We start from the raw sequence: 19,108 nt of genomic DNA, 5'->3' as shown, positions 1-19,108 counted from the left end.
GAGGGGCGGACGGCAACTGGGACCGGTCGGAGAGAGAGTTACGCCGGGGGGCGCTGACGTCAGCGACGTCAGACCGGTCTCATGAGCACAGCATGTTTCGTATGGACGCGTTTCGTATGGACGCGGATCAGCTGGTGCTGGTCGGCGTGCCTTCACCCTCGACCGGCGGCGTGGTGGTCGGATCGGTCGGCGGCTGCGTCATCGGATCGGTCGGCGTCGGCGATGCGGGATCGGTCGGCGGCGGGTTCATCGGATCCGTCGCGGGATCGACCGGCGGCGTCGCCGTGTCGTTCATCGGGGCCGGATCCGTCGGCGGGACATCCGGCGGCGGCGGATCGTTGCTGCAGGCCGTGAACGCGAAGGCCATGGCGGCTGCCAGCGGAAGCGCAATACGTCGCATCTGGTGACTCCTCGTGTGGATGTTGACGTGCACTATCGGCGTCTGCGTGTAGTGCCGGCGTGGTCCATGCCGTAGAAATTCCGTTATCCACAGCGCATTGCCGATTTTCGTTCAAGGTCATGCCGCGTGTGATCCGCACTGCAATTCCTGAAAGCGTGCCGACGACGGCACCGTCACGCAGCCACACGAAAACTTCACCGATGTCGCTGCATGCCCCTGTTCCGCCCCTCTCCGGAGTCGGCGATGTCGACGCGCGTTGCCACCGGCTCGCGCAGCGCTTCGATGCCGTGCGTGGCCGCAGTGCCGCGCTCTCCGCGCCCATCGGCGCGGAAGACGCGATGGTGCAGAGCATGGCGGATGCCAGCCCTACCAAATGGCACCTCGCCCACACGACCTGGTTCTTCGAACGCTTCGTGCTGGCCGACGGCGGTCCGTACACGCCCTTCGATCCCGCCTGGGATTACCTGTTCAACAGTTACTACCAGAGCGCAGGACCGATGCACGCGCGGCCGCAGCGCGGCGTGCTGTCGCGGCCGACGCTCGCCCAGGTCTCCGATTACCGCGACGCAATCGAAACACGCATGCGCGCGCGACTGCAGCGCGGCGATCTCGATGCGCGGCTGCTCGACATCGTCGAACTCGGCCTGCAGCACGAGCAGCAGCATCAGGAATTGCTGCTGACCGACATCAAGCATGCGTTCTTCAGCAATCCGCTCCACCCCGCCTATCGCGACGATCTGCCGCAGGCCGGCGGCAGCTCGGTAGCGCTCGGCTGGATCGCACGACAGGAATCGATCGTCGAGGTCGGCCATGCCGCATGGCCCGGCGATGCGGGTTTCGCGTACGACAATGAATCGCCGCGCCATCGCGTGCTGGTGCCCGCGCATGCGCTGGCGAGCCGGCCGGTCAGCAACGCCGAGTTTCTCGCCTTCATCGAAGACGGCGGCTATCGCGCCGCGGGCGCGTGGCTCAGTGCGGGCTGGGACACCGTGCGTGCACGTGGCTGGACGCGACCGCTGTACTGGAACAAGGCCTGCGAAGCCGAGTTCACGCTGGGCGGCTGGCGCGCGCTCGATCCCGAAGCGCCGGTGTGTCATCTGAGCTATTACGAGGCGGATGCGTTCGCGCGCTGGGCCGGCGCGCGTCTGCCCACCGAATTCGAATGGGAACAGGCGGCCGCCTCGCTGCCGGTGGACGGCAACTTCGTCGACTCCGCTCGGCTGCATCCCAGCGCGCCGTCGACTGCCGCGACCGGTCTCCAGCAGATGTTCGGCGATGTCTGGGAATGGACATCCAGCGCCTACACCGCCTATCCCGGCTATCGGCCCTGGCCGGGCACGCTGGGCGAATACAACGGCAAGTTCATGGATGCGCAGTGGGTCCTCCGCGGCGGCAGCTGCGCGACCTCCGCCGACCACGTGCGCGCCAGCTACCGCAACTTCTTTCCCTCCGATGCGCGGTGGCAGTTCGCCGGTCTGCGCCTGGCCAAGGATTCCGCATGAATGCCGCCATTGCTCGCGCCCGAGCGCAGGCCGCGCTGACCGATCTGCGCCCGCAGCCCGACGACATCGCCGCCGATGCGATCGCCGGCCTGTCGCGCACACCCAAGACGTTGCCGTCGAAGTACTTTTACGACGCGGAAGGTTCGCGCCTGTTCGAAGCGATCACGCGTCAGCCCGAGTACTACCTCACGCGTGTCGAGCTGGCACTGATGGAAGCGCAGATGCCGTCGATCGCGCAGGCGATCGGCGACGGTGTGCACGTGGTCGAGTTCGGCAGCGGCAGCGGGCGCAAGACCGAGCTGCTGCTCGAAGGTCTCGCGGCGCCGGTTGCCTACACACCGATCGAAATCTCGCGCACCGCATTGATGGACAGCGTGACCCGTCTCGGCCAGTCCTTTCCCGATGTGCAGATGCTGCCGGTCTGCGCGGATTTCACACGCCCTGTGCCGCTGCCGCGCGCCGACCGACGTGCGCACCGCACGCTGGTGTTCTTCCCGGGTTCGACGCTCGGCAACTTCTCCGACGAGGAAGCCGTGCGTCTGCTGCGCTCGATGCGCGGCACGATGGGTGATGCCGGCTGCGCACTGATCGGCATCGATCTGGACAAGGACCCGGCGATCATCGAGGCCGCCTACAACGATCTGGCGGGCGTCACCGCGGCGTTCACCGTGAACCTGCTGACGCGGCTCAACCGCGAGATCGACAGCGATTTCGACATCGACGGCTTCCGCCATCGCGCCCACTACGCACGCGAACGCATGCGGATCGAAACGAGCCTGGTCAGCGAACGCGCACAGACCGTACGCATCGGCGATCACGCCTTCGATTTCGCCGTCGGCGAAGCCATGCACGTCGAGATCAGCCAGAAGTACACCGACGCCTCGTTCTCCGCGCTGGCCGCGCAGGCCGGGCTGCGCGTGACGCATGGCTGGAACGACGAGGGTGAGAGTTTCGGCCTGCGGCTGTTGCAGCCGGCCTGAGCCGGTGACCCCTGACGATGCGCGCATCGCAGCGGAGATCCGCGCGCTGCTGGCGGCGCGCGCGTCCGATGCGTCCATCTGCCCGTCCGAGGTCGCACGGCGTCTGTATCCCGTACAGGCCTGGCGAAACGCGATGCCGGGCGTGCGCCGCGTGGCGCAGGCGCTCTCGGCGGATGGTGCCATCCGGATCACGCAGGGCGACGCAGTGCGCGATCCCGGCGCGGCGATCTCCGGCCCGATCCGCCTGCGGCGCGGCCCGCGCTGGCCCGACGATCCGCCCACGCGCTGACCGGTCTCCGCGATCGCGTGCCGTATCGTGTCGCGCATGACGATGTCACCCGACAAACCCTTCTCGCCGTCCTGCGATCGCAATCGTGCGCCGATTCTCGACGTCCTGCGCGCGCAGTTCGAGCACCGTCAGCAGGTGCTCGAGATCGGCAGCGGCACCGGCCAGCACGCGGTGCATTTCGCCGCGGCGATGCCGTGGCTGCGCTGGCAGACCTCGGAACGCGCGGCGCATCTGTCGGGCATCGCGGCCTGGCTCGACGAGGCCGCGCTGCCGAACACGCCCGCACCGGTCGCGCTCGATGTCGCGCAGCCCGACTGGCCTGCGTCCACGGCCGCCGACGGTCGCTTCGATGCGGTGTTCACCGCGAACACGCTGCACATCATGGGCTGGCCCGAGGTCGAAGCCTGTTTCGCCGGCCTCGACCGCGTGCTCGCCGACGATGCGACGCTGGTGGTCTACGGGCCGTTCAACGTGGGCGGCACGTACACCAGCGACAGCAACCGCGATTTCGACGGCTGGCTCAAGGCGCGCGATCCGCGGTCGGGCATCCGCGATCTCGAAGCGGTGGATGCGCTCGCGTTGCAGATCGGTCTGCATCTGCACGGCGACATCGCAATGCCGTCGAACAACCGCTGCCTGGTGTGGCGGCGCTGAGCGCGCGGCGTTCTTCCGGCATGTGACCGCACCGCGGCATCCGTGAACCCGGTCGCGGCGCCTGCCCGCGCGCCATGTCTACAATCGGGCCGGGGATGTCGTGGTCATCCGCACGACACGAAACGGACACACGGGGGAGAGGGTGATGGGATATCTGCGTGCCGGCCTGTGCGCGCTCGGGCTGCTGTTCGCGTCGACTGTCGGCGCACAGACGTTGCCGGCGCCGGCCGAATTCTATTTCGACGACGATGCGCGGACGGCCTCGCCGATCGTCGCGATCGCCGGCGACGACGACCAGACCCATGCGCGGCTGTTGCAGTTGATCGAACGCAACGGTCGCAATGCCGACCAGGCGCGGGCGCAGCTGGCGCAGGCGCTGATGCGCAGCGGTCGCGAGGACACCGGGCGCGCGATGTACGCGCAGGCGCTCGCATCGCTGTCGACGCGCGCGCCCTTGCGCAGCGGGGTGCAGTGGAACTACGGCTGGGACCTGTATCGCGCCGGCCATCACCAAGAGGCGCTGGAGCAGTGGCGGCAGGCGCTGGACGGTCGACTGCTGCGTCCGTCGTGGGCGCCGCCGACCCTGGCACTCGGACTGTGGTCGACCGACCGCCGCGACGAGGCCGTGCGCTGGTACGCCGCCGCAGTGCGTACCGAGCCGACGCTGTGGAGCGATCCGGCGCGCTATCCGACCCTGCTGCCGGACTGGACGGATGCCGAGCGCGCGACGTTGGCCGAAGTGTTCGCGGCGTGGCGGGCGTCGCCGCCGGCGTGGCCGTGACAGGTGAGCGGTTGATTCCGACTACTGACTTGCGAGGCGGCGTCGGTTCGCGTCTTGGAGCCTGAGCGTCACGCGCTGATCGTTGTCCCGGCGTAGGCCGGAAGTGCGCCTTAACAGCGCGAAGCACTGGTCATCGAGCACCTCCCACCCTAGACCTCGGTCATCGGATAGCGGCTCGTGATTCTGCCGCCAACTGCACCTGACCCTGCAGAAGGCACTGGATCCCGGCCTACGCCGGGATGACGTTGCTGTTTCAACGATGCGGGGGCTCTGAAGACCTGCCGGCGTGCTCGGATACGGCCAAAAGCGCCCAACCGCGCAGGGCGACGCGTCGAATCAGTGCTTGTCTTCGACCGGAATCTGCCGCGCGACCAGCCACTCGCGCACGGTCTCGCGGTCGCGCTTGGCATCGGCCGACAGCACTGCGTCGCGCGCGCGGAAGAACGAGGGCTGGAAGGTCACGCCGACGCGGTCGCGGGCGGTCGGATCGGCGCCGGCTTCGAGGAAGCGCACCACCCAGCCGGTGGCGTTGATGCGTGCAGCCTTGTGCAGCAGGGTCGCGCCGAACGCGTCGGCCGCGTCCGCGCGCGCGCCGGCGTCAAGCAGCAAGCGGATGTTCTCGTCGTTGCGCGCTTCGAGTGCGTTGAACAGCGGCGTCTCGCCGTTCTTGGTATTCGGCGTGTCGGCGGACGCGCCGCCAGCCAGCAAGGTCTTCAGATAGCTGGCGTCATCCTGCATGGCCGCCAGATGCACGGCGGTGTTGCCGTTGGCCGCGCCGGTGGTCGCGTCCGCGCCGGCATCGAGCAGCGCCTGGAACGCGCGACGATCGCCGCGCAGGATCGCCGCCTGCAGCAGCGGCGAGCCCTGGGTGTCCTTGGCGTTGGGATTGGCGCCGTCGGCGATCAGGCGCCGGATCTCTGCAGCATCGCCCGCACTCGCGGCGCGCGACAGCGCGGAGGCGGCGGGATCGGTGGCGTGGTCCTGGGTCATGCTCGTTCCTTGTCTGGCGCAGGCGCCGCTGGCAGCGAGTGCCAACACGATACAGGCGATGATCCGCCACTGCGGAAATGGCGCGATCGAAGCGACACCCATCATGGCGAGGCCTCCGAAGCGGTACAAGCCATCAGCCTAGCCCGACCGGCAGTCGGGCGTCGTGACAGGGTGCGGGAATCCCGGGCGCAGAGACAGCCGGGAATCGCGGGACTCAACGGAACCAGTTGACCGGGTTGAGGTTTTCACCGGCCCAGCGCGCGCCATCGGCCAGACGGTCACCGGTCCAGCTGGCGGCATCGCCCACCGCGCGTGCGCCGTCGGCGATGCGGTTGCCGGTCCAGGTCACGCCGTCGACCACGCGGTCGCCGACCCACTGGGCGCCGTCACCGGCGCGATCGATGACCCACTCGGCGCCGTCACCGACCTTGTCCAACCCCCACTGCGCACCGTCGCCGACGGTATCGGCCACGGTGTCGACCGCGCGGCCGGTCCATTCGACGCCGCTGGCGACGGCATCGAACGGCGCATCGAAGCCGGTGCGGTCGCCGAGATCGCGCAGCACACTGCCGCCGAGATTCGTGATGTTTTCGACCACGTCACCCGCGGTGCCCAGGGTGTTGGAAATCGCGTCGCCACCGAGACCCACCACGCCGTCGACCACGTCACCGGCGATGCTGAAGGTGCCGCCGACATAGCGGCCGTTGCCGTAGTCGTTCTGCACCGCATCGGTGATGCCGCTGACGGCTTCGGTCACCGTGGAGCGGCCATCGGAATACAGACCACCGATGCCGTTGGCCAGCGAGCCCAGCTGGTTGAGGTTGTGCTCACCGATGTTCTCGAGCGTGCCGAGCGCCAGCCCCAGATTGGTGCCCGAGCGGTCGACCGGCGCCTGCGCTTCGTTCTGGCGCAGGGCTTCGACGTAGGACGGATTGTCGCCACCACCGCCGTGCAGGCCGAGCATGTCGAAGCGGCCCATGCCCTCGGGCGGCGCGACGCGCAGCTCGGTGCCCACCGCGTTCGGCGGCGACATGCTCAGCACCGGAATGATCGGGATGTCCTGCTGCGCGAGCGTCAGCGGATCACCATCGACGACGTAACGGCGGATCTGGCCGCTGTCGGCGATCTCGCCGCGAGCGGCATTGGGATTGAAGCCCAGGCTGGTCAGCGTGTTGTTGCTCAGGCCGGAAGAGTTGAAGGTCACGCCCGGCACGTCGGTCGCCAGCATCGCGGCCGAAGCGAGGCCGCCACCCAGCGAGTGTCCGGTGATCGCGACGTTGCCGGTGCCGAAGGTATCCACCGCGATATTCGCCAGTTCCATCGCCTGCGAATACTGCGCGGTCTCCATGCCGAGACCCTGGCCGCCGTTCGCACGCGAATCGCCGCCCGCGCCCAGCCCCCAGCTGTCGGTGCCGCGATAGGCGACGACGTACTGGCCCTCGGCATTCTGGTAGATCGCCGCGTCGAAGCCGGTCTGCGCGTCGTGCAGCGCGTCGGGCGAGATCGGAATCTGGTTGCCCTGCGCATCGACGAGATGCGTGCCGTCGGCGCTGGGCTCGAGACGGTTCCAGCCGGCGGCCTGCAGATCGGCCTCGGCCGCGGTGCCGGTGACGCCGTCGGGGCCGGTCAGCGTGTAGCTGTCGTTCGCCATCAGGGCGAACTGCAGGTCCTGATCTGGCTGCGGCGCGGTGCCGCGGACCGAATCGGCGAAGCTGCCGTCGCCGCGCGGGAAGCCGGCACTGGTGTCGACGTTCGCAGGCGTACGCGGTTGCAGCGCGGACGAGGCCTGCAGCGCCGGATCGAGCGCGAAATCGCGGAACGGATCGACGGGCGTGTTGTTGCCGGATACCGGGGACAGGCTCATGGCGCGCGCACCTACGGAAACGATAGCTCCGACGATAGGGGGCCGGGGCGACGCCGGACAGCTGGTGCGGACCCTAGGTCGCGGCGCGCCCGTTCAGGGCGACAGCGGCTCAGTAGGTCGCGGCGACGTTCGCTTCCAGCGGCACGCCGTTGGCCTTGAGCCAGGCGACGATCTCGCGCCGCTCGGCGCGGGCACGGTCGTTGAGCAGGTTCGCGGGGAAGCCGAAGTACTCGTGCTGGAAGGTCACGCCGCGCGAGTTTTCCGTCTGCGGCCGGGCGCCCTTGCGCAGCAGCGCGAGGATCGCCGCGCCGCCATTGGTACGGCCGGCGACGTGCAACGGCGTGTCGCCATTGCGGTCGGCCAGATTGGGATCGGCGCCCGCATCCAGCAAGACCTCGGCCTGGCCGGCGTTCGGCGACAGCAATGCCTGCACCAGTGGCGTCGCGCCCGTGTGCGGGTTGGCCACGTCGACATCGCCGCCCTTGGCGATCACCGCGCGCAGGATCGCCGGATCACCGGAGAACGCGGCCGCGTGCACCGGCGTGTCGCCGCGCGCATTGACGTGGTTGGGATCGGCGCCGCCTTCGAGCAGCGCATCCACGCTGGCCGCACGGCGCTGGCGGATCGCTTCCATCAGCAACGTTTCGCCGTCGCTCCCCGGGGTATCGGGGGCGACGTGTTCGAGTTGCCGGCGGATCTCGGCGGCGTCGCCGCGGCGGACGGCGTCGGCCAGTTGCGCCGTCGTCGGCGAATTGAATGCGTCGTTGCTCATGGACGGCTGTGCACACCCTGCGGCGCAGAGGAGAAGGACGATTGAAGACAGGGCGCGGAGGCGGGTCATGTCAGCGCCCGATCATACGCACGGCACATGCGCGGTCCGTGAGTCTCAGCGGCCGAACAGGCCACCGACGAAGTTCGTCGCGCCCTGGGCCACCCAGCCCGCGCCGTCGGCCAGGGTTTCGGTCACCTGGCCGGCCACGTCGGTGGTGAACTCGGCGACATCGCCCGCACCGTCGATCACGGTCGACAGCGCGCTGCCACCCCAGCCGCCGATGTTGCGGTCGACCACACCGGCCAGCTGGTCGGCATAGCCGTCGATGGTGTCACCGGCGGAATTGAACGCGCCTTCGGCGAAGTCACCGGCCAGGCTGATACCGCCCTGCAGGTACTGGCCATTGGCGAATTCGTTGGCGACCACGGTGTCGACGTCTGTGGCGAAGTCATGCACGTTGCGCGCGTAGTCGTCCTTGGTCGCATCGGGCAGCAGGTTCTGCAGATCGCGGCCGGTGGAGGACGGGTTCTGGTAGCCCGCCTGCCACGGCTGCGCTTCGATCATGCCGGCGGTCAGCGCGTTGGGGCTGTGGCTGATCGCGGCGTAGGCGAGTTCGCCGCCGCCGAACACGAGCGCGGGTGCGGCCAGCGCGCCGGCTGCGGCGCCAACGAGCGGATTGCCGAACAGGCTGCCCACGAGCGCGCCACCGGCCGTGGTCACCGGCGCGATCGCGGTCGTCATCAACAGCCCGGTCACCGGATCGCGCGCGGCTTCGACCACCGTGTTGAGCGTGTCGCTCTGCGCCTGCGAGAAGCCTTCGATCGGCCCGTAATTGGAGAACATGTTGTCGACGTCCGCAGCCGCCGGGTCGACGACGATCTGCGTGCCCAGCGCATCCGGCGCGACGACGCCGGTTATCCAGCTGTCCTGCGCGTTGGTCAGCGCATCGCTGGACAGCGAATAGGCGCGGATCTGGCCGCCTTCGGCGCTGTCCCGCGCGGCCTGCGGATCGATCCCGATGCGGTCGAGGGTGTTGGGATGGATGCCCGACGCGTCGAACGTGACGGCGGAAATGCCGCTGGCCAACGAGCCGACGCTGGCGAGACCACCGCCCTGCGAATGACCGGTGATCGCGAGGTTCGAGGAATTGGCGCCGTTGTCGCCGAACACGTTCGCGAACTCGCGGGCGGTGTTGACCGCGGTGACGCTGAACTTGTCGCCGTCGTTGGTCTCGTAGCCGAGGCCCTGGCGGAAGTTGTTCTCCCAGTCCGGGCCGCCCTCGGCGGTGCCGCGGTAGGACAGCACGTAGTTGCCGGCGCCGTCGGTGTAGACCTCGGCGCGGAATTCCTGGGCGTTGGTCGGTACCGCATCGTTGGCGCCGAGGTACTGCAGCCGCCAGGCCTGCGGATCGGCGACGCCCTGGTCCATCAGCTGCTGGTCGCTGACCGCCTCCCAGCCCGGCGGTGGCGCGCCGCGCGTGCCGTAGACGGCGGTGGCGAGCTGCGACAGGGTGACGTCGAAGGGCTGCGCCTGGGTGCCGCTGGCGACCTCGTCGAGCGTGCTGCCTGCGGGGATCGCATACGGACTGGTGCCGCCCTGCCCCTGGCTCTGCGTGGGCCCGGAGCCCGGCGCCTGGACCTGCGGGTGATAGCTGGTATCCGGTCGGTACGTGCCGCTCTGCGGCGGCGGCAACGGCGGTCCGTACGACTGGAGCGGTGTCTGTTGCGGACGCCAGGTGTCCTGGACGCGACCGATGCCATCACCAATGGTCAGGGACATGACCGTGCTCCACCCGGGCTTTTCGAGGACTCCACGCTAGCGCGGGCGGCGGCGGCTGCCATCTAGGGCGGGTCCTAGGGCGGCGGTTGCGCCGGTTCGGCTTTGGAGACACTGCGGCCGGGACGCGCAGTGGGCGATCCGATTCCGTGCACGCACAAGAAACGGGGGCCGGGACGTCTTCGTGCTGATGCCCCGCCACGCACGTTCGCCCACGCGCGATGCGCGCACATTCGGACGCGCTCGAGGCACCCTTCAATCAGTCCAGCCCGCCTGCGACTTCAAGTGACCGAGCGGCACGCCGGCATCGACGACGGGCGACACCTTCAGTCGGCGCCGGCCTCGAGTCGCACCTGATGCGCCTGCAGCCACGCCACGACGGCCTCGCGCTTCGCGCGGGCCGCGTCGTTGAGACGGGCATCGGGCGTCTTGAAGAAGAAGCGCTGGAAGGTCGCGCCCTGCCCGTTCTTCGCCAGCGGATCGGCGCCGGCATCCAGCAGGGCCAGCACGTGGTCGCCAGCGTTGATCATCGCGGCCTTGTGCAGCGGCGTGTTGCCGGTGCGATCGGCGGCGCCCGGATCGGCGCCGGCCGCGAGCAACATCCGGAACTGCGCATCGGTGCGCGGGCCTGTCGCGCCCGCCAGCGGCGTGGCCTGCGTTTCGCCGTGCCGGGCATCGGGATCGCCGCGGCGGTCGAGCACGATCTTCAGATACCCGGGATCGTCGGCGATCGCCGCACCGTGTACCGCCGTCGCGCCGCCGAGTCCCGGCGCATTGGGATCGGCGCCGGCATCGAGCAATGCCGTCAACGCGTTCTTGGCCTGGGCCAGCATCGCGATCTGCAGCAGGTTCACGCCCTGGTCGCCACGGGCATTCGGGTCGGCGCCGGCCTGCACCTGCGTGCGCACGGCAGCGGCATCGTCGTCGGCGACGGCATCGGCCAGCGCAGCCGCGCTGGCATCGGTGAAAGCGGCTCGAGCGTCCATTGCGTCTCCACTGCAGGCGGCGCCGGACAACATCAGCAACAGGCTCAGGACTGCGGCGCGCATGCCCGCATTCTCACACAGCCGCCGCGGGCATCCCGTCGACACGGATCCGATCAGTTCGCCCAGGGCTGCTGCTGCGACAGCGCTTCGATCACCACGTCCTGCATGTGCTTGGCGATGCTGTGGGAGACGATCGAGATCGGATTGAAGCGGTCAAAGCCGGTCAGCGGCGCGGGGTCGTCGAGCACGATCTCGTGGCCGGGCGCATCGGGAATGTTGTTCACCACCCAGATGTCCTGCTGGGCCTTGGTCAGCGCTTCGCCGTCGACGTTGTACCGGCGGATCTGACCGTCGGCGGCGTCGGCCCTGGCGGTTGCGGGATCGAGACCCAGGCCCTCGATGGTGCGGTCGTGCACGCCGGCGGCATTGAAGGTCACCGCAGCGCCATCGACGGCCATCGCGGCCGTCGCGGCCAATCCGCCGCCGAGCGAATGTCCGGTAATGGCCAGATCGACGCCATAAGCGGCGGAGGCGAGCTGCGCCAGCTGCACGGCTTCGTCGTACTGCTCGGACTGCCAGCCCACGCCCTGGCGGAAATTCGCACCGGTCCAGTCCTTCAGATCGTTCGATCCGGCGAACGCCAGCACGTGGTTGCCGTCGCCGTCGGTGTAGATGCCGGCGCGGAATCCGCTCTGCGGATTCTCCAGCAGTGCGGGATCGATGCCGGCGGCCATCAGGTCCGCATCGCTGACCCGGCTCCAGTCGCCGACCTGCTGCACGGCCGGATCGTAGACCGCGGCCGAGATCTGCATGAGGTCCAGATCGATCGCCCGCGATTCCTGACCGCGCACCTGGCTGTCGAACGACGCCGCGTTCGCGGCGTTCCCGCCGGTCGCGAACAGGGCGCCGAGCTGCGGGTGATAGCCGGGTTCGAGCTGGTAGCTGCCCGTGGGCAGCGGCGGCGCGCCCTGCGACTGCGCACGCAGGACATCCGGCGGCGGCATCGCCTGCAGGCTCGAAGGCGAAACGCTGGACGACTGGACGCTGAAGCTCATGACCATCTCCACAGAACCGATGGATCGACCCTAGGCATACATGGCGCGCGTCGACAGCTGGGGTGGACCCCAGTTCGCGGCGCCATCCCATTCATCGATGCAGACGATCAGCGCGCGCAGCCCTGCTCGGGTGCGGCTTCAGGCGCGTCTGGCGTTGCGTTTGCACGCGCGACCTGGACGGCGAAGGTCCGACCGAGTGCGGTCTCCGAGAAATCATCCAACGCGCCCTTGAGCATGGCAGGGTCGCCGGACCGCGCGGCTGCGAGCAGTGCGTCGAGTGGCGACGCCGCCGCGCCCGGCGCAGGCACCGCAGTCGACGGCTCGGCCGGCTGGCGTCGCGACACCTGTTCGAGGGCGCCGCGCGTGGCCGGTCCCACGATGCCATCGACTTCCAGACCCTGCGCCTGCTGGAACGCGCGCACGGCTTCGGTGGTCCGTGCGCCGAACACACCGTCGACCTGCAGCGCGCGATCACGCGCATCCGTGAAACCGAGTCCGGCCAGCGCGGTCTGCAGGTGACGGACGTCGTTGCCGCGGCTGCTTTCGCGCAGCAATGCATCGGCCTGCGCTTCTCCTTGCACCGGAACGGGGGCGCGGTTCCAGAAGTTTTCCGGGCTGAGCAGTGCGCCCTGGGGATCCCGCAACTGGTAGTGCACGTGACGTGCGTACTGCGCCTGGCCTTCCGGGCCACGGCCGCCCATGGTGCCGATCGGATCGCCAGCCGCGAGCGCCTGGCCCGCTTCGACCTGGCGGGCATCGAGATGCAGGATCTCGTGCGAGTACCCCTGCGCATCGCGGATCTTCACGGTGCCGAACGCCCCACCGGAGAACGTGACCACGCCCGCGACCGGGCTGTGCACGACCGGATGCGCCAGATTGACCCCGGTCTGCCCGCCGACATAGTTGAAGTCGGTGCCGCCGTGCGCATGCGCGCCCCGCTGTTCGCCGTAATGGCCGGTCACGTGCGGCGCGATCCCGGACTGCGGCGGCAGCATGACGCGCATCGTCTGCGCGAATCCGGCCGCCGGCGTTTCGATGTCGGCCTCGACCGCGCGCGCGTTCGACAACGTCTGGATACGGTCCGGCGTGAGCTCGCGCGCCCAGCGTTCGAAGCGTTGCACCCGGTCGTCCAGCCCGTTCGGCGGATCGGTCCCGTTGATCGATGCTCCCGCCGCGCGTGCATCCTCACGCGAGCCAGGCGGCACGTTCTGCTGCCAGTACCAGGTGGCGATGCGCGACGCGTGCTCGGGCCGCGCTGCGAGATCCGGATTGCCGACCAGGTCCAGTGCCAAGGCTTCACCGGCAGCGGCGTACTGGTGCTTGCCGGTCAGTTGCATGTAGCCGCGCCCGCGATACAGATAGCCATCGCCCGGCTCGCTGTTGCCCATGCGCCCGCCATACATCAGTTCGGCGAGTGCTTCGGGCCGGCCCGCCAACGCCTCCAGTCGAGCGGCCTCGAGCGCATCGCGACCCTGGCGCAGGGCAGAGCGCACGTTGCCGCTGATCTGCTCGGCGCTGCGCGTGTAGCGGAAACCTTCTTCGAGGCGTTCGAGCCCACCCGATTCATGACCGACCTGGGCGATGAAGTTCGCCAGTTCGCGCGGTCGGGTGATGCCGGCTGCATAGGCATCACGCAGGAGCTGTGCTTCCCGTTCCGTGGTCATCGTGCAGTTCCTTCTACTGGGTGCGTTTCGACGAAGCGTGCGGGTTCGTCATGTCTCGATTGGTCGGCAATGCCTCGAGGCGTCAATCCAGCACCGGCGCCGGGGGAAGGCGTGCCGGGTCGAAGTCCGCGAAATCGATGTCGCCGAAGTCCGCCGCGGTCAGTGCCTCGTGTGTCTGCAGGTCCGTCTGCGTGTCCGTCACGCCGCGGGCCACGTTCGTGAGCCGCCAGGTCGCGCGCTCTGGCGCGTATCGGAAGACGTAGTCGTGGAACCAGCGCTGGCGCGATCCGCCGGCCACCGCCAGCGTCACGGTGCCTGCCTCGATCCGGGCGCCGGCATAGGGATCGCCCGCCATGCCGCCGCAGCGCGCGCACGGCACGATGCGCGCGTTCTCGGCCACGTTCTGCAGAGTGCCCGTCGCATCCCGGGCCAGCAGGACGACCGTGCGCGCCGGACCATCGCCGAGTGCACGTCCGTCCGTCGAGGCCGGCGAGAACACGATCAACGCGTCGGCGCTGCCACGCGCGGTCAGATCGCCCTGCACGGTATCGACCAGGGTCGCGCCCTGCGGCACGAAGGCGGCCGGATCATCCACATCCGGCGGCGTCGCGGTCGGCGGTTCGTGCGACGCGGGCATCTGCGAAGCATCCGCGGTCGTTGCGATGTCGGGTCCGGACGGTATCGCGACCGGTTCCTCCTGGGCGACGCAGCCGAGCAGCAGCGCGGAACAGAGCGGCGCGAACCTCCATGTCAGGTGCATCGATCACTCCTTGAGACGGATCGCGCTGCACATTGCGCGCGAGGGATGTCAGATCGACTCGTCGACCACGCGCTGCAGCTGCCAGCACGGCGATTTTCCGAAGACGTAGCGTTGCTGGTCGCTGGTGTCGGGCGTCCGGACCTGCACTTCGATGCGGCCATCCGCGACCGCCGCGATGTCGTAGGTGCGGCCGCTGCCGCCGACGAGGTCGAGACGCGGCATCACCGGCCAGACCACGTCCGCAAGCGCGACATCCGCCACAACGCGGCGGGGCTCGGGCTCGGCCGCGGTGTCGTAACGCTCGACAACAAGCGGATCGGCGGTCGTCAGTTCCTGGAACGCGATTTCGCGACCGAAGCGCTCGATGAAGACATCGAACGAATCGATCGGGCAGGCGGATGCCGTCGAAGTCGCCGCCGGTTGCGCCGCCGCGGAGTTCGATGCGGGCGCGCATGCCACGAGGACGACTGAAAGAATGACGGCGACACCACAATGCATACGCAAAGTGCTCGAGATCGTGCCGGCGCTGCGTGTTGAACCCAGACGGGCACCGGTCCTGCACCTTGAATCGTCGCTGCCACATGCGCGTTGCTGGCCGCGTACAACAGTCGTGCACCACGCCCAGACGTTCAGCGCGTCTGCGAGGATTTCTGCCACTGGATTTCTACTGTCCATTTTCTGCACTGTTCTGGCGTCGTCACAACCGCAAGCGCGACATCGACGCCCGGGTCGTTGAGCATCGACGATTTCTGCCGTCGAAACGCGTGCGGACGTTCCCGGTTCGACAAACGCGCGTGTCGGCGATCAACGCGCCGGCGTGTCCGACAAACCCGGACGCGGACGCGCCATGCAGATGTGCAGCGCTACTTCAGTGTCTGGGGTTCGAACAGCAGGTCCTGGTAGTCGTAGCTGAAATCCGCAGTCGGCGAGATCGCCTGCATCCGGATCTGCGCGATCTTGCCTTCCGCGTCCAGCGAGAAGGCGACCGACGCCGGCTCGATCGCCGCGTCGTCCCAGGCCACCCGGAAGGTGTCGTACTGCCAGTGGGTCAGCGTGCCCTGCATGCCGGGCGTCTGGTGGAAGTCGATGCGCAACTTGCCGCCTGTCTCGGTGATGGTGATCGGGCCGTACCAGGCATCGGCGTAGGTCCCGGCGTAAGCGGCTGGCGACAGCGACGGCCGGGTTGCCCTGCGGATCTGCACGCCGGTCGCGTCCAGCGCGGCCAGGCCGTCGGCGAGGCGCGCCTGATTCCAGGTGGCGAATGCCGCGACCCAGTCGCGGGGCTCGAAGCCGAGGTAATGGTCGAGCAGCTCGAAACCCAGCCCCCGCAGGACGTCGACGTCTTCGGAATTGATCTGCAGCGAGATGCCGATGTTCCGCTCGGGCACCAGCACGGTGAAGGCCAGTACGCCGAACACTGCGCCGCCGTGCTGGATGACTTTGATGCCGCGGTAGTCCTGCACGTTCCAGCCCAGCGCATAGCCGGAGAACTGGGGGGTGATGTCGGTGATCGGCGCCGGGTAAGGGCGGATCGGCACAGGTACCTGCGGCGTCCACATCTCGTGCGCCGAAGCTTCGCTGTACAGCCGGCCGCGATCGTCAGGCAGCGCGCCGAGCGCGAGCTGCACCTGCAGCCAGCGCGCGAAGTCCTGCGCGCTCCAGGACAACCCGCCCGCGGCGGCACCGACCTGGCCCAGGCCTTCGCTTTCCGGCAGCAGCTGCTGCGGGCCGAGGCCGCGCAGGCGCGGATCCAAACGCGCATGCGGCTGCGCGCGATTCTCGGTCGCGAAGCGATCGTCCTCGTGACTGGTCGCGGTGCGCATCTGCAACGGCGCGAAGATGCGCTCGCGCACGAAGGTTTCCCAGTCCTGTCCGCTGACCGCTGCCACCACTTCGCCGGCGACGATGTAGAGGATGTTGTCGTAGGCGTAACCGCTGCGGAAACTCGTGGCCGGCCGGATGTGCCGCAGTGCGCGCACGATGTCGGCGCGGCTGCGCGAGGTGCGGGGAATGAACAGCAGGTCGCCCGCACCCAGCCCTAGGCCACTGCGGTGCAGCAGCAAATCGCGCACCGTCATCTCGCGCGTGACCCAGGGGTCGTACATGCGGAAATCGGACAGATGGTCGATGACCCGGTCGTCCCAGCCGAGCTTGCCGTCGTCGACGAGGATCGCGAGCGCCGCCGCCGTCACCGCCTTGCCGGTCGAACCGGTCGGAAAAATGGTGTCGGCGTCCACGCGCTCGGGTGCGCCGAGCTGGCGCACGCCATAGCCTTTTGCGTGCACGATCTCGCCGTCCTCGACGATCGCGATCGCCATGCCCGGCACGTCGCGGGATTGCATCGCGGCCTCGACCCGCGCATCGAAACCGGCAGGCGGCGCCGCAGCGGCGGTGAGGACGCACAGCGACAGAAGCACTCCGGCGATGGCCGGCAGAGGGTTCGGCATGACAGCGTCTCCCGTCCTCGCGGACGTCTCGTTCAAGGCAGGGGGGTCACGTCGATCGATCTGCGGCGCCACAGCAGCCATACGCCCCAGGTCATCAGCGGCACTACGTAGATCGCCAGGAAATACCAGGTCAGCGTGCCGTAGCCCTTGGCGATCAGGTCGACCAGGCCGACGGCCGTGGCGGCATACACCGCGATCAGCATGACGCCGACCGCAAGCGCCGGACGCAGCGCGCGCGGCATCGGACGCTGCCGCTCCGCCCATGTGTTGGCGACACGTTCGTTGAGGGCGTGGAGCAGCGCGACGCCGGTATCCACCAGCGTCAGCATCACCGCGATCTGGAACACCCATTCGAACCACGGCGCCTGCAATTTCGCCAGCAGGAACGCCGACGGCAGGGCCTCGGCGCCGATCTCGTGGTAGTAGCCCATCATCGCGATGTAGAACACCACACCCGGCAGCATGCCCAGCGGTCCGGCCAGCGCGCCGGCGGCGAGTGCCTCGCGGCGACGGCCGAAGTGGCGCACGCAGAACAGCACCGCGGGAATGGTGGCGACGTTGTAGCCGGCGTAGGTCACGCCGGCCTTGAACCACCCGGCCTCGACCGGCACCGACGCGAAGTTCGTCCCGATGCGGTCGCCGAATGCCACCACCGCCCAGATCACGAACACCACGTAGACCAGATACAGATAGCCGACCGAGGCGACCAGGAATTTTTCGATCGCGGCGCTGCCGCAGAACAGCAGCGCGCCCGTGGCGGCGATCATCGCCAGCGAGCCCGCCACCTTCGGCAGGCCGAACAGGCTGAAGGCGATTTCGCCGGCGGCCGCGCCCATGACCGCCAGGATCACCAGCATCAACAGCACGTAGCCGATCTCGAACGCGAACCAGCCGCGGCCCAGCAGCACCTTGAAGAACGCGCGGTAATCCCAGGCGCGGGCGACGCGGGCCAGCTCGAAGCTGACCATCAGCACGCCGCTCCACACCAGCATGCTGACCGTCATGCCGAGCAGGCCGCCCCAGGGACCGGCCGGCAGGAAGAACTCGACCAGTTCGCGCCCGGTCGCATACCCGCCGGCGATCACCGCCGCCTGGAACACGAAGCCCGGCAACAGGTAGCGCTGGAACCAGCTGGCCCGGGACGTCATGCGAGGCAGGCGTCGACCAGCCGCTCGAAGGCCGCGCCGCCGCGGACCGGATCCGCGACCGGCAGGCCCAGGCGGGCAGCGGTGGATGCGATCGCGTCCTGCGCGTCCGCATCGTCGAGCGCCGCGGTGTTGAGGCTGACGCCCGCGCAGCGGATCGCGGGATTGGTGCGCGCGCCCAGTCGCAGCGCGAGGTCGATGGTCTCCTCGATCGACGGCACCAGGTAATGCGCATGGCCGAGCATGCGTTCGCGTCCGACTGCGTGGCAGACGACGATGACGTCCGGCTGGCTGCCGTGCAGCAGCGACAGCGACACGCCCGCATAGGCCGGGTGCGACAGCGAGCCCTGGCCTTCGACGACATCCCAGTGCGCCGGATCGGCATCGGGTGACAGGAATTCCGCCGCGCCGGCCGCGAAGTCCGCGATCACCGCGTCCATCGGCACACCCGCGCCGGCGATCAGAATGCCGGTCTGCCCGCTGGCGCGGAACGTGGCATCGAGGCCGCGGTCGCGGAACGCGCGCGCCAGCGACAGGGCGGTGTATTTCTTGCCCAGGGCGCAGTCGGTGCCCACGGTGAGCAGACGCTTGCCGGTGCGTTTTCGGCCGCTGGCGACGGGCAGGTCCGAGGGCGGCTCGCGCACATCGATCAGGCGCCGCCCGTGCGCGATGGCCGCGTTGCGCAGCACGTCGATGCCGGCCAGCCGGGCATGCATGCCGCCGACGAGGTCGAGCCCGGCCTGCAAGGCATCGAGCAACGCAGGCACCCAGGCCGGCGGGATCCGCCCGCCGGGGTTGGCGACGCCGATGACCATCGCGCGCGCGCCCCCTGCACGGGCCTGGGCGGGGGTCAGGCGCGGCAGGCCGGTGCTGACCGTCGCGCCCGGACAGGCGAACTCGCCGAGACACCGCTCGGGGGCCCAGTCGCGCAGACCGTACGCGGTCTTCGCGTAGCCGGGTTCGACGGTGTCTCCGAGAAACAGCAGGTACGGCTGGGGCAACGCCTCGGGGGCGTGCGGCACGACGGCGGCAGTGGGCATGGG

General features: G+C 69.1%; 18 protein-coding genes. 5 read left to right on the top strand and 13 right to left on the bottom strand.

Annotation, left to right across the window (positions count from 1 at the left end; genetic code table 11):
- Positions 1-127: 127 nt before the first annotated feature.
- A complete protein-coding gene (locus V3391_RS07525; RefSeq protein ID WP_332077824.1) occupies positions 128-400 on the bottom strand; it encodes a hypothetical protein in 273 nt (90 codons plus the stop codon).
- 200 nt (positions 401-600) lie between these two features.
- Here V3391_RS07525 and egtB point away from each other — a divergent pair, with 200 nt between their 5' ends.
- The 5 genes from egtB (at position 601) to V3391_RS07500 (ending at position 4,606) form a co-directional block, all read left to right on the top strand.
- On the top strand, positions 601-1,902 hold the full coding sequence (gene egtB / locus V3391_RS07520; protein WP_332077823.1) for an ergothioneine biosynthesis protein EgtB: 1,302 nt from the start codon (positions 601-603) through the stop codon (positions 1,900-1,902).
- Entirely contained in the window at positions 1,899-2,882 is a 984-nt protein-coding gene (gene egtD / locus V3391_RS07515; protein WP_332077822.1) for an L-histidine N(alpha)-methyltransferase, read from the top strand. Before egtB ends, egtD begins: the two co-directional genes overlap by 4 nt.
- A gap of 4 nt (positions 2,883-2,886) precedes the next feature.
- Complete coding sequence (locus V3391_RS07510) at positions 2,887-3,171, top strand: DUF3253 domain-containing protein (RefSeq protein WP_332077821.1); 285 nt, start codon at positions 2,887-2,889, stop codon at positions 3,169-3,171.
- Positions 3,172-3,207: 36 nt separating this feature from the next.
- Positions 3,208-3,825, top strand: a complete 618-nt coding sequence (locus V3391_RS07505) for a DUF938 domain-containing protein (RefSeq protein WP_332077820.1) — start codon at positions 3,208-3,210, stop codon at positions 3,823-3,825.
- 145 nt (positions 3,826-3,970) lie between these two features.
- Positions 3,971-4,606: a tetratricopeptide repeat protein gene (locus V3391_RS07500; RefSeq protein WP_332077819.1), complete on the top strand. Its 636-nt coding sequence runs from the start codon at positions 3,971-3,973 to the stop codon at positions 4,604-4,606.
- A gap of 336 nt (positions 4,607-4,942) precedes the next feature.
- Here the strand turns inward: V3391_RS07500 and V3391_RS07495 are convergent, their stop codons facing one another.
- The 12 genes from V3391_RS07495 to V3391_RS07440 all read right to left on the bottom strand — a co-directional run bounded on the left by V3391_RS07495 (position 4,943) and on the right by V3391_RS07440 (position 19,105).
- Complete coding sequence (locus V3391_RS07495) at positions 4,943-5,596, bottom strand: ankyrin repeat domain-containing protein (protein ID WP_332077818.1); 654 nt, start codon at positions 5,594-5,596, stop codon at positions 4,943-4,945.
- 214 nt (positions 5,597-5,810) lie between these two features.
- Positions 5,811-7,460: a Tle-like phospholipase domain-containing protein gene (locus tag V3391_RS07490; RefSeq protein WP_332077817.1), complete on the bottom strand. Its 1,650-nt coding sequence runs from the start codon at positions 7,458-7,460 to the stop codon at positions 5,811-5,813.
- A gap of 109 nt (positions 7,461-7,569) precedes the next feature.
- A complete protein-coding gene (locus V3391_RS07485; protein ID WP_332077816.1) occupies positions 7,570-8,232 on the bottom strand; it encodes an ankyrin repeat domain-containing protein in 663 nt (220 codons plus the stop codon).
- A 114-nt stretch (positions 8,233-8,346) separates the two neighbouring features.
- Positions 8,347-10,011, bottom strand: coding sequence for a Tle-like phospholipase domain-containing protein (locus V3391_RS07480; protein WP_332077815.1), 1,665 nt, complete (start codon positions 10,009-10,011; stop codon positions 8,347-8,349).
- A gap of 323 nt (positions 10,012-10,334) precedes the next feature.
- On the bottom strand, positions 10,335-11,057 hold the full coding sequence (locus V3391_RS07475; RefSeq protein ID WP_332077814.1) for an ankyrin repeat domain-containing protein: 723 nt from the start codon (positions 11,055-11,057) through the stop codon (positions 10,335-10,337).
- Between the two features lie 50 nt (positions 11,058-11,107).
- Complete coding sequence (locus V3391_RS07470; protein WP_332077813.1) at positions 11,108-12,049, bottom strand: Tle-like phospholipase domain-containing protein; 942 nt, start codon at positions 12,047-12,049, stop codon at positions 11,108-11,110.
- A gap of 107 nt (positions 12,050-12,156) precedes the next feature.
- Positions 12,157-13,713, bottom strand: coding sequence for a peptidoglycan-binding protein (locus V3391_RS07465; RefSeq protein WP_332077812.1), 1,557 nt, complete (start codon positions 13,711-13,713; stop codon positions 12,157-12,159).
- An 82-nt stretch (positions 13,714-13,795) separates the two neighbouring features.
- Positions 13,796-14,473, bottom strand: coding sequence for a hypothetical protein (locus tag V3391_RS07460; protein ID WP_332077811.1), 678 nt, complete (start codon positions 14,471-14,473; stop codon positions 13,796-13,798).
- Positions 14,474-14,521: 48 nt separating this feature from the next.
- Positions 14,522-14,932, bottom strand: coding sequence for a hypothetical protein (locus V3391_RS07455; protein ID WP_332077810.1), 411 nt, complete (start codon positions 14,930-14,932; stop codon positions 14,522-14,524).
- Positions 14,933-15,336: 404 nt separating this feature from the next.
- Entirely contained in the window at positions 15,337-16,920 is a 1,584-nt protein-coding gene (locus tag V3391_RS07450) for a serine hydrolase (RefSeq protein WP_332077809.1), read from the bottom strand.
- A gap of 32 nt (positions 16,921-16,952) precedes the next feature.
- A complete protein-coding gene (locus V3391_RS07445; protein WP_332077808.1) occupies positions 16,953-18,068 on the bottom strand; it encodes a YkvI family membrane protein in 1,116 nt (371 codons plus the stop codon).
- Entirely contained in the window at positions 18,065-19,105 is a 1,041-nt protein-coding gene (locus V3391_RS07440; RefSeq protein ID WP_332077807.1) for an N-acetyltransferase DgcN family protein, read from the bottom strand. The genes V3391_RS07445 and V3391_RS07440 overlap by 4 nt, the downstream gene beginning before the upstream one ends.
- Positions 19,106-19,108: the final 3 nt, after the last annotated feature.

This window comes from Luteimonas flava (assembly GCF_036584485.1).
Taxonomy (GTDB): domain Bacteria; phylum Pseudomonadota; class Gammaproteobacteria; order Xanthomonadales; family Xanthomonadaceae; genus Luteimonas; species Luteimonas flava.
This window is presented reverse-complemented; position numbering and strand designations above follow the sequence as displayed.

What these genes read in the sequence shown, in the direction of transcription:
- V3391_RS07525 (WP_332077824.1), bottom strand. Translation starts at nt 400, where the DNA reads ATGCGACGTATTGCGCTTCCGCTGGCAGCCGCCATGGCCTTCGCGTTC.
- egtB (WP_332077823.1), top strand. Translation starts at nt 601, where the DNA reads ATGTCGCTGCATGCCCCTGTTCCGCCCCTCTCCGGAGTCGGCGATGTC.
- egtD (WP_332077822.1), top strand. Translation starts at nt 1,899, where the DNA reads ATGAATGCCGCCATTGCTCGCGCCCGAGCGCAGGCCGCGCTGACCGAT.
- V3391_RS07505 (WP_332077820.1), top strand. Translation starts at nt 3,208, where the DNA reads ATGACGATGTCACCCGACAAACCCTTCTCGCCGTCCTGCGATCGCAAT.
- V3391_RS07500 (WP_332077819.1), top strand. Translation starts at nt 3,971, where the DNA reads ATGGGATATCTGCGTGCCGGCCTGTGCGCGCTCGGGCTGCTGTTCGCG.
- V3391_RS07495 (WP_332077818.1), bottom strand. Translation starts at nt 5,596, where the DNA reads ATGACCCAGGACCACGCCACCGATCCCGCCGCCTCCGCGCTGTCGCGC.
- V3391_RS07490 (WP_332077817.1), bottom strand. Translation starts at nt 7,460, where the DNA reads ATGAGCCTGTCCCCGGTATCCGGCAACAACACGCCCGTCGATCCGTTC.
- V3391_RS07485 (WP_332077816.1), bottom strand. Translation starts at nt 8,232, where the DNA reads ATGAGCAACGACGCATTCAATTCGCCGACGACGGCGCAACTGGCCGAC.
- V3391_RS07480 (WP_332077815.1), bottom strand. Translation starts at nt 10,011, where the DNA reads ATGTCCCTGACCATTGGTGATGGCATCGGTCGCGTCCAGGACACCTGG.
- V3391_RS07475 (WP_332077814.1), bottom strand. Translation starts at nt 11,057, where the DNA reads ATGCGCGCCGCAGTCCTGAGCCTGTTGCTGATGTTGTCCGGCGCCGCC.
- V3391_RS07470 (WP_332077813.1), bottom strand. Translation starts at nt 12,049, where the DNA reads ATGAGCTTCAGCGTCCAGTCGTCCAGCGTTTCGCCTTCGAGCCTGCAG.
- V3391_RS07465 (WP_332077812.1), bottom strand. Translation starts at nt 13,713, where the DNA reads ATGACCACGGAACGGGAAGCACAGCTCCTGCGTGATGCCTATGCAGCC.
- V3391_RS07460 (WP_332077811.1), bottom strand. Translation starts at nt 14,473, where the DNA reads ATGCACCTGACATGGAGGTTCGCGCCGCTCTGTTCCGCGCTGCTGCTC.
- V3391_RS07450 (WP_332077809.1), bottom strand. Translation starts at nt 16,920, where the DNA reads ATGCCGAACCCTCTGCCGGCCATCGCCGGAGTGCTTCTGTCGCTGTGC.
- V3391_RS07445 (WP_332077808.1), bottom strand. Translation starts at nt 18,068, where the DNA reads ATGACGTCCCGGGCCAGCTGGTTCCAGCGCTACCTGTTGCCGGGCTTC.
- V3391_RS07440 (WP_332077807.1), bottom strand. Translation starts at nt 19,105, where the DNA reads ATGCCCACTGCCGCCGTCGTGCCGCACGCCCCCGAGGCGTTGCCCCAG.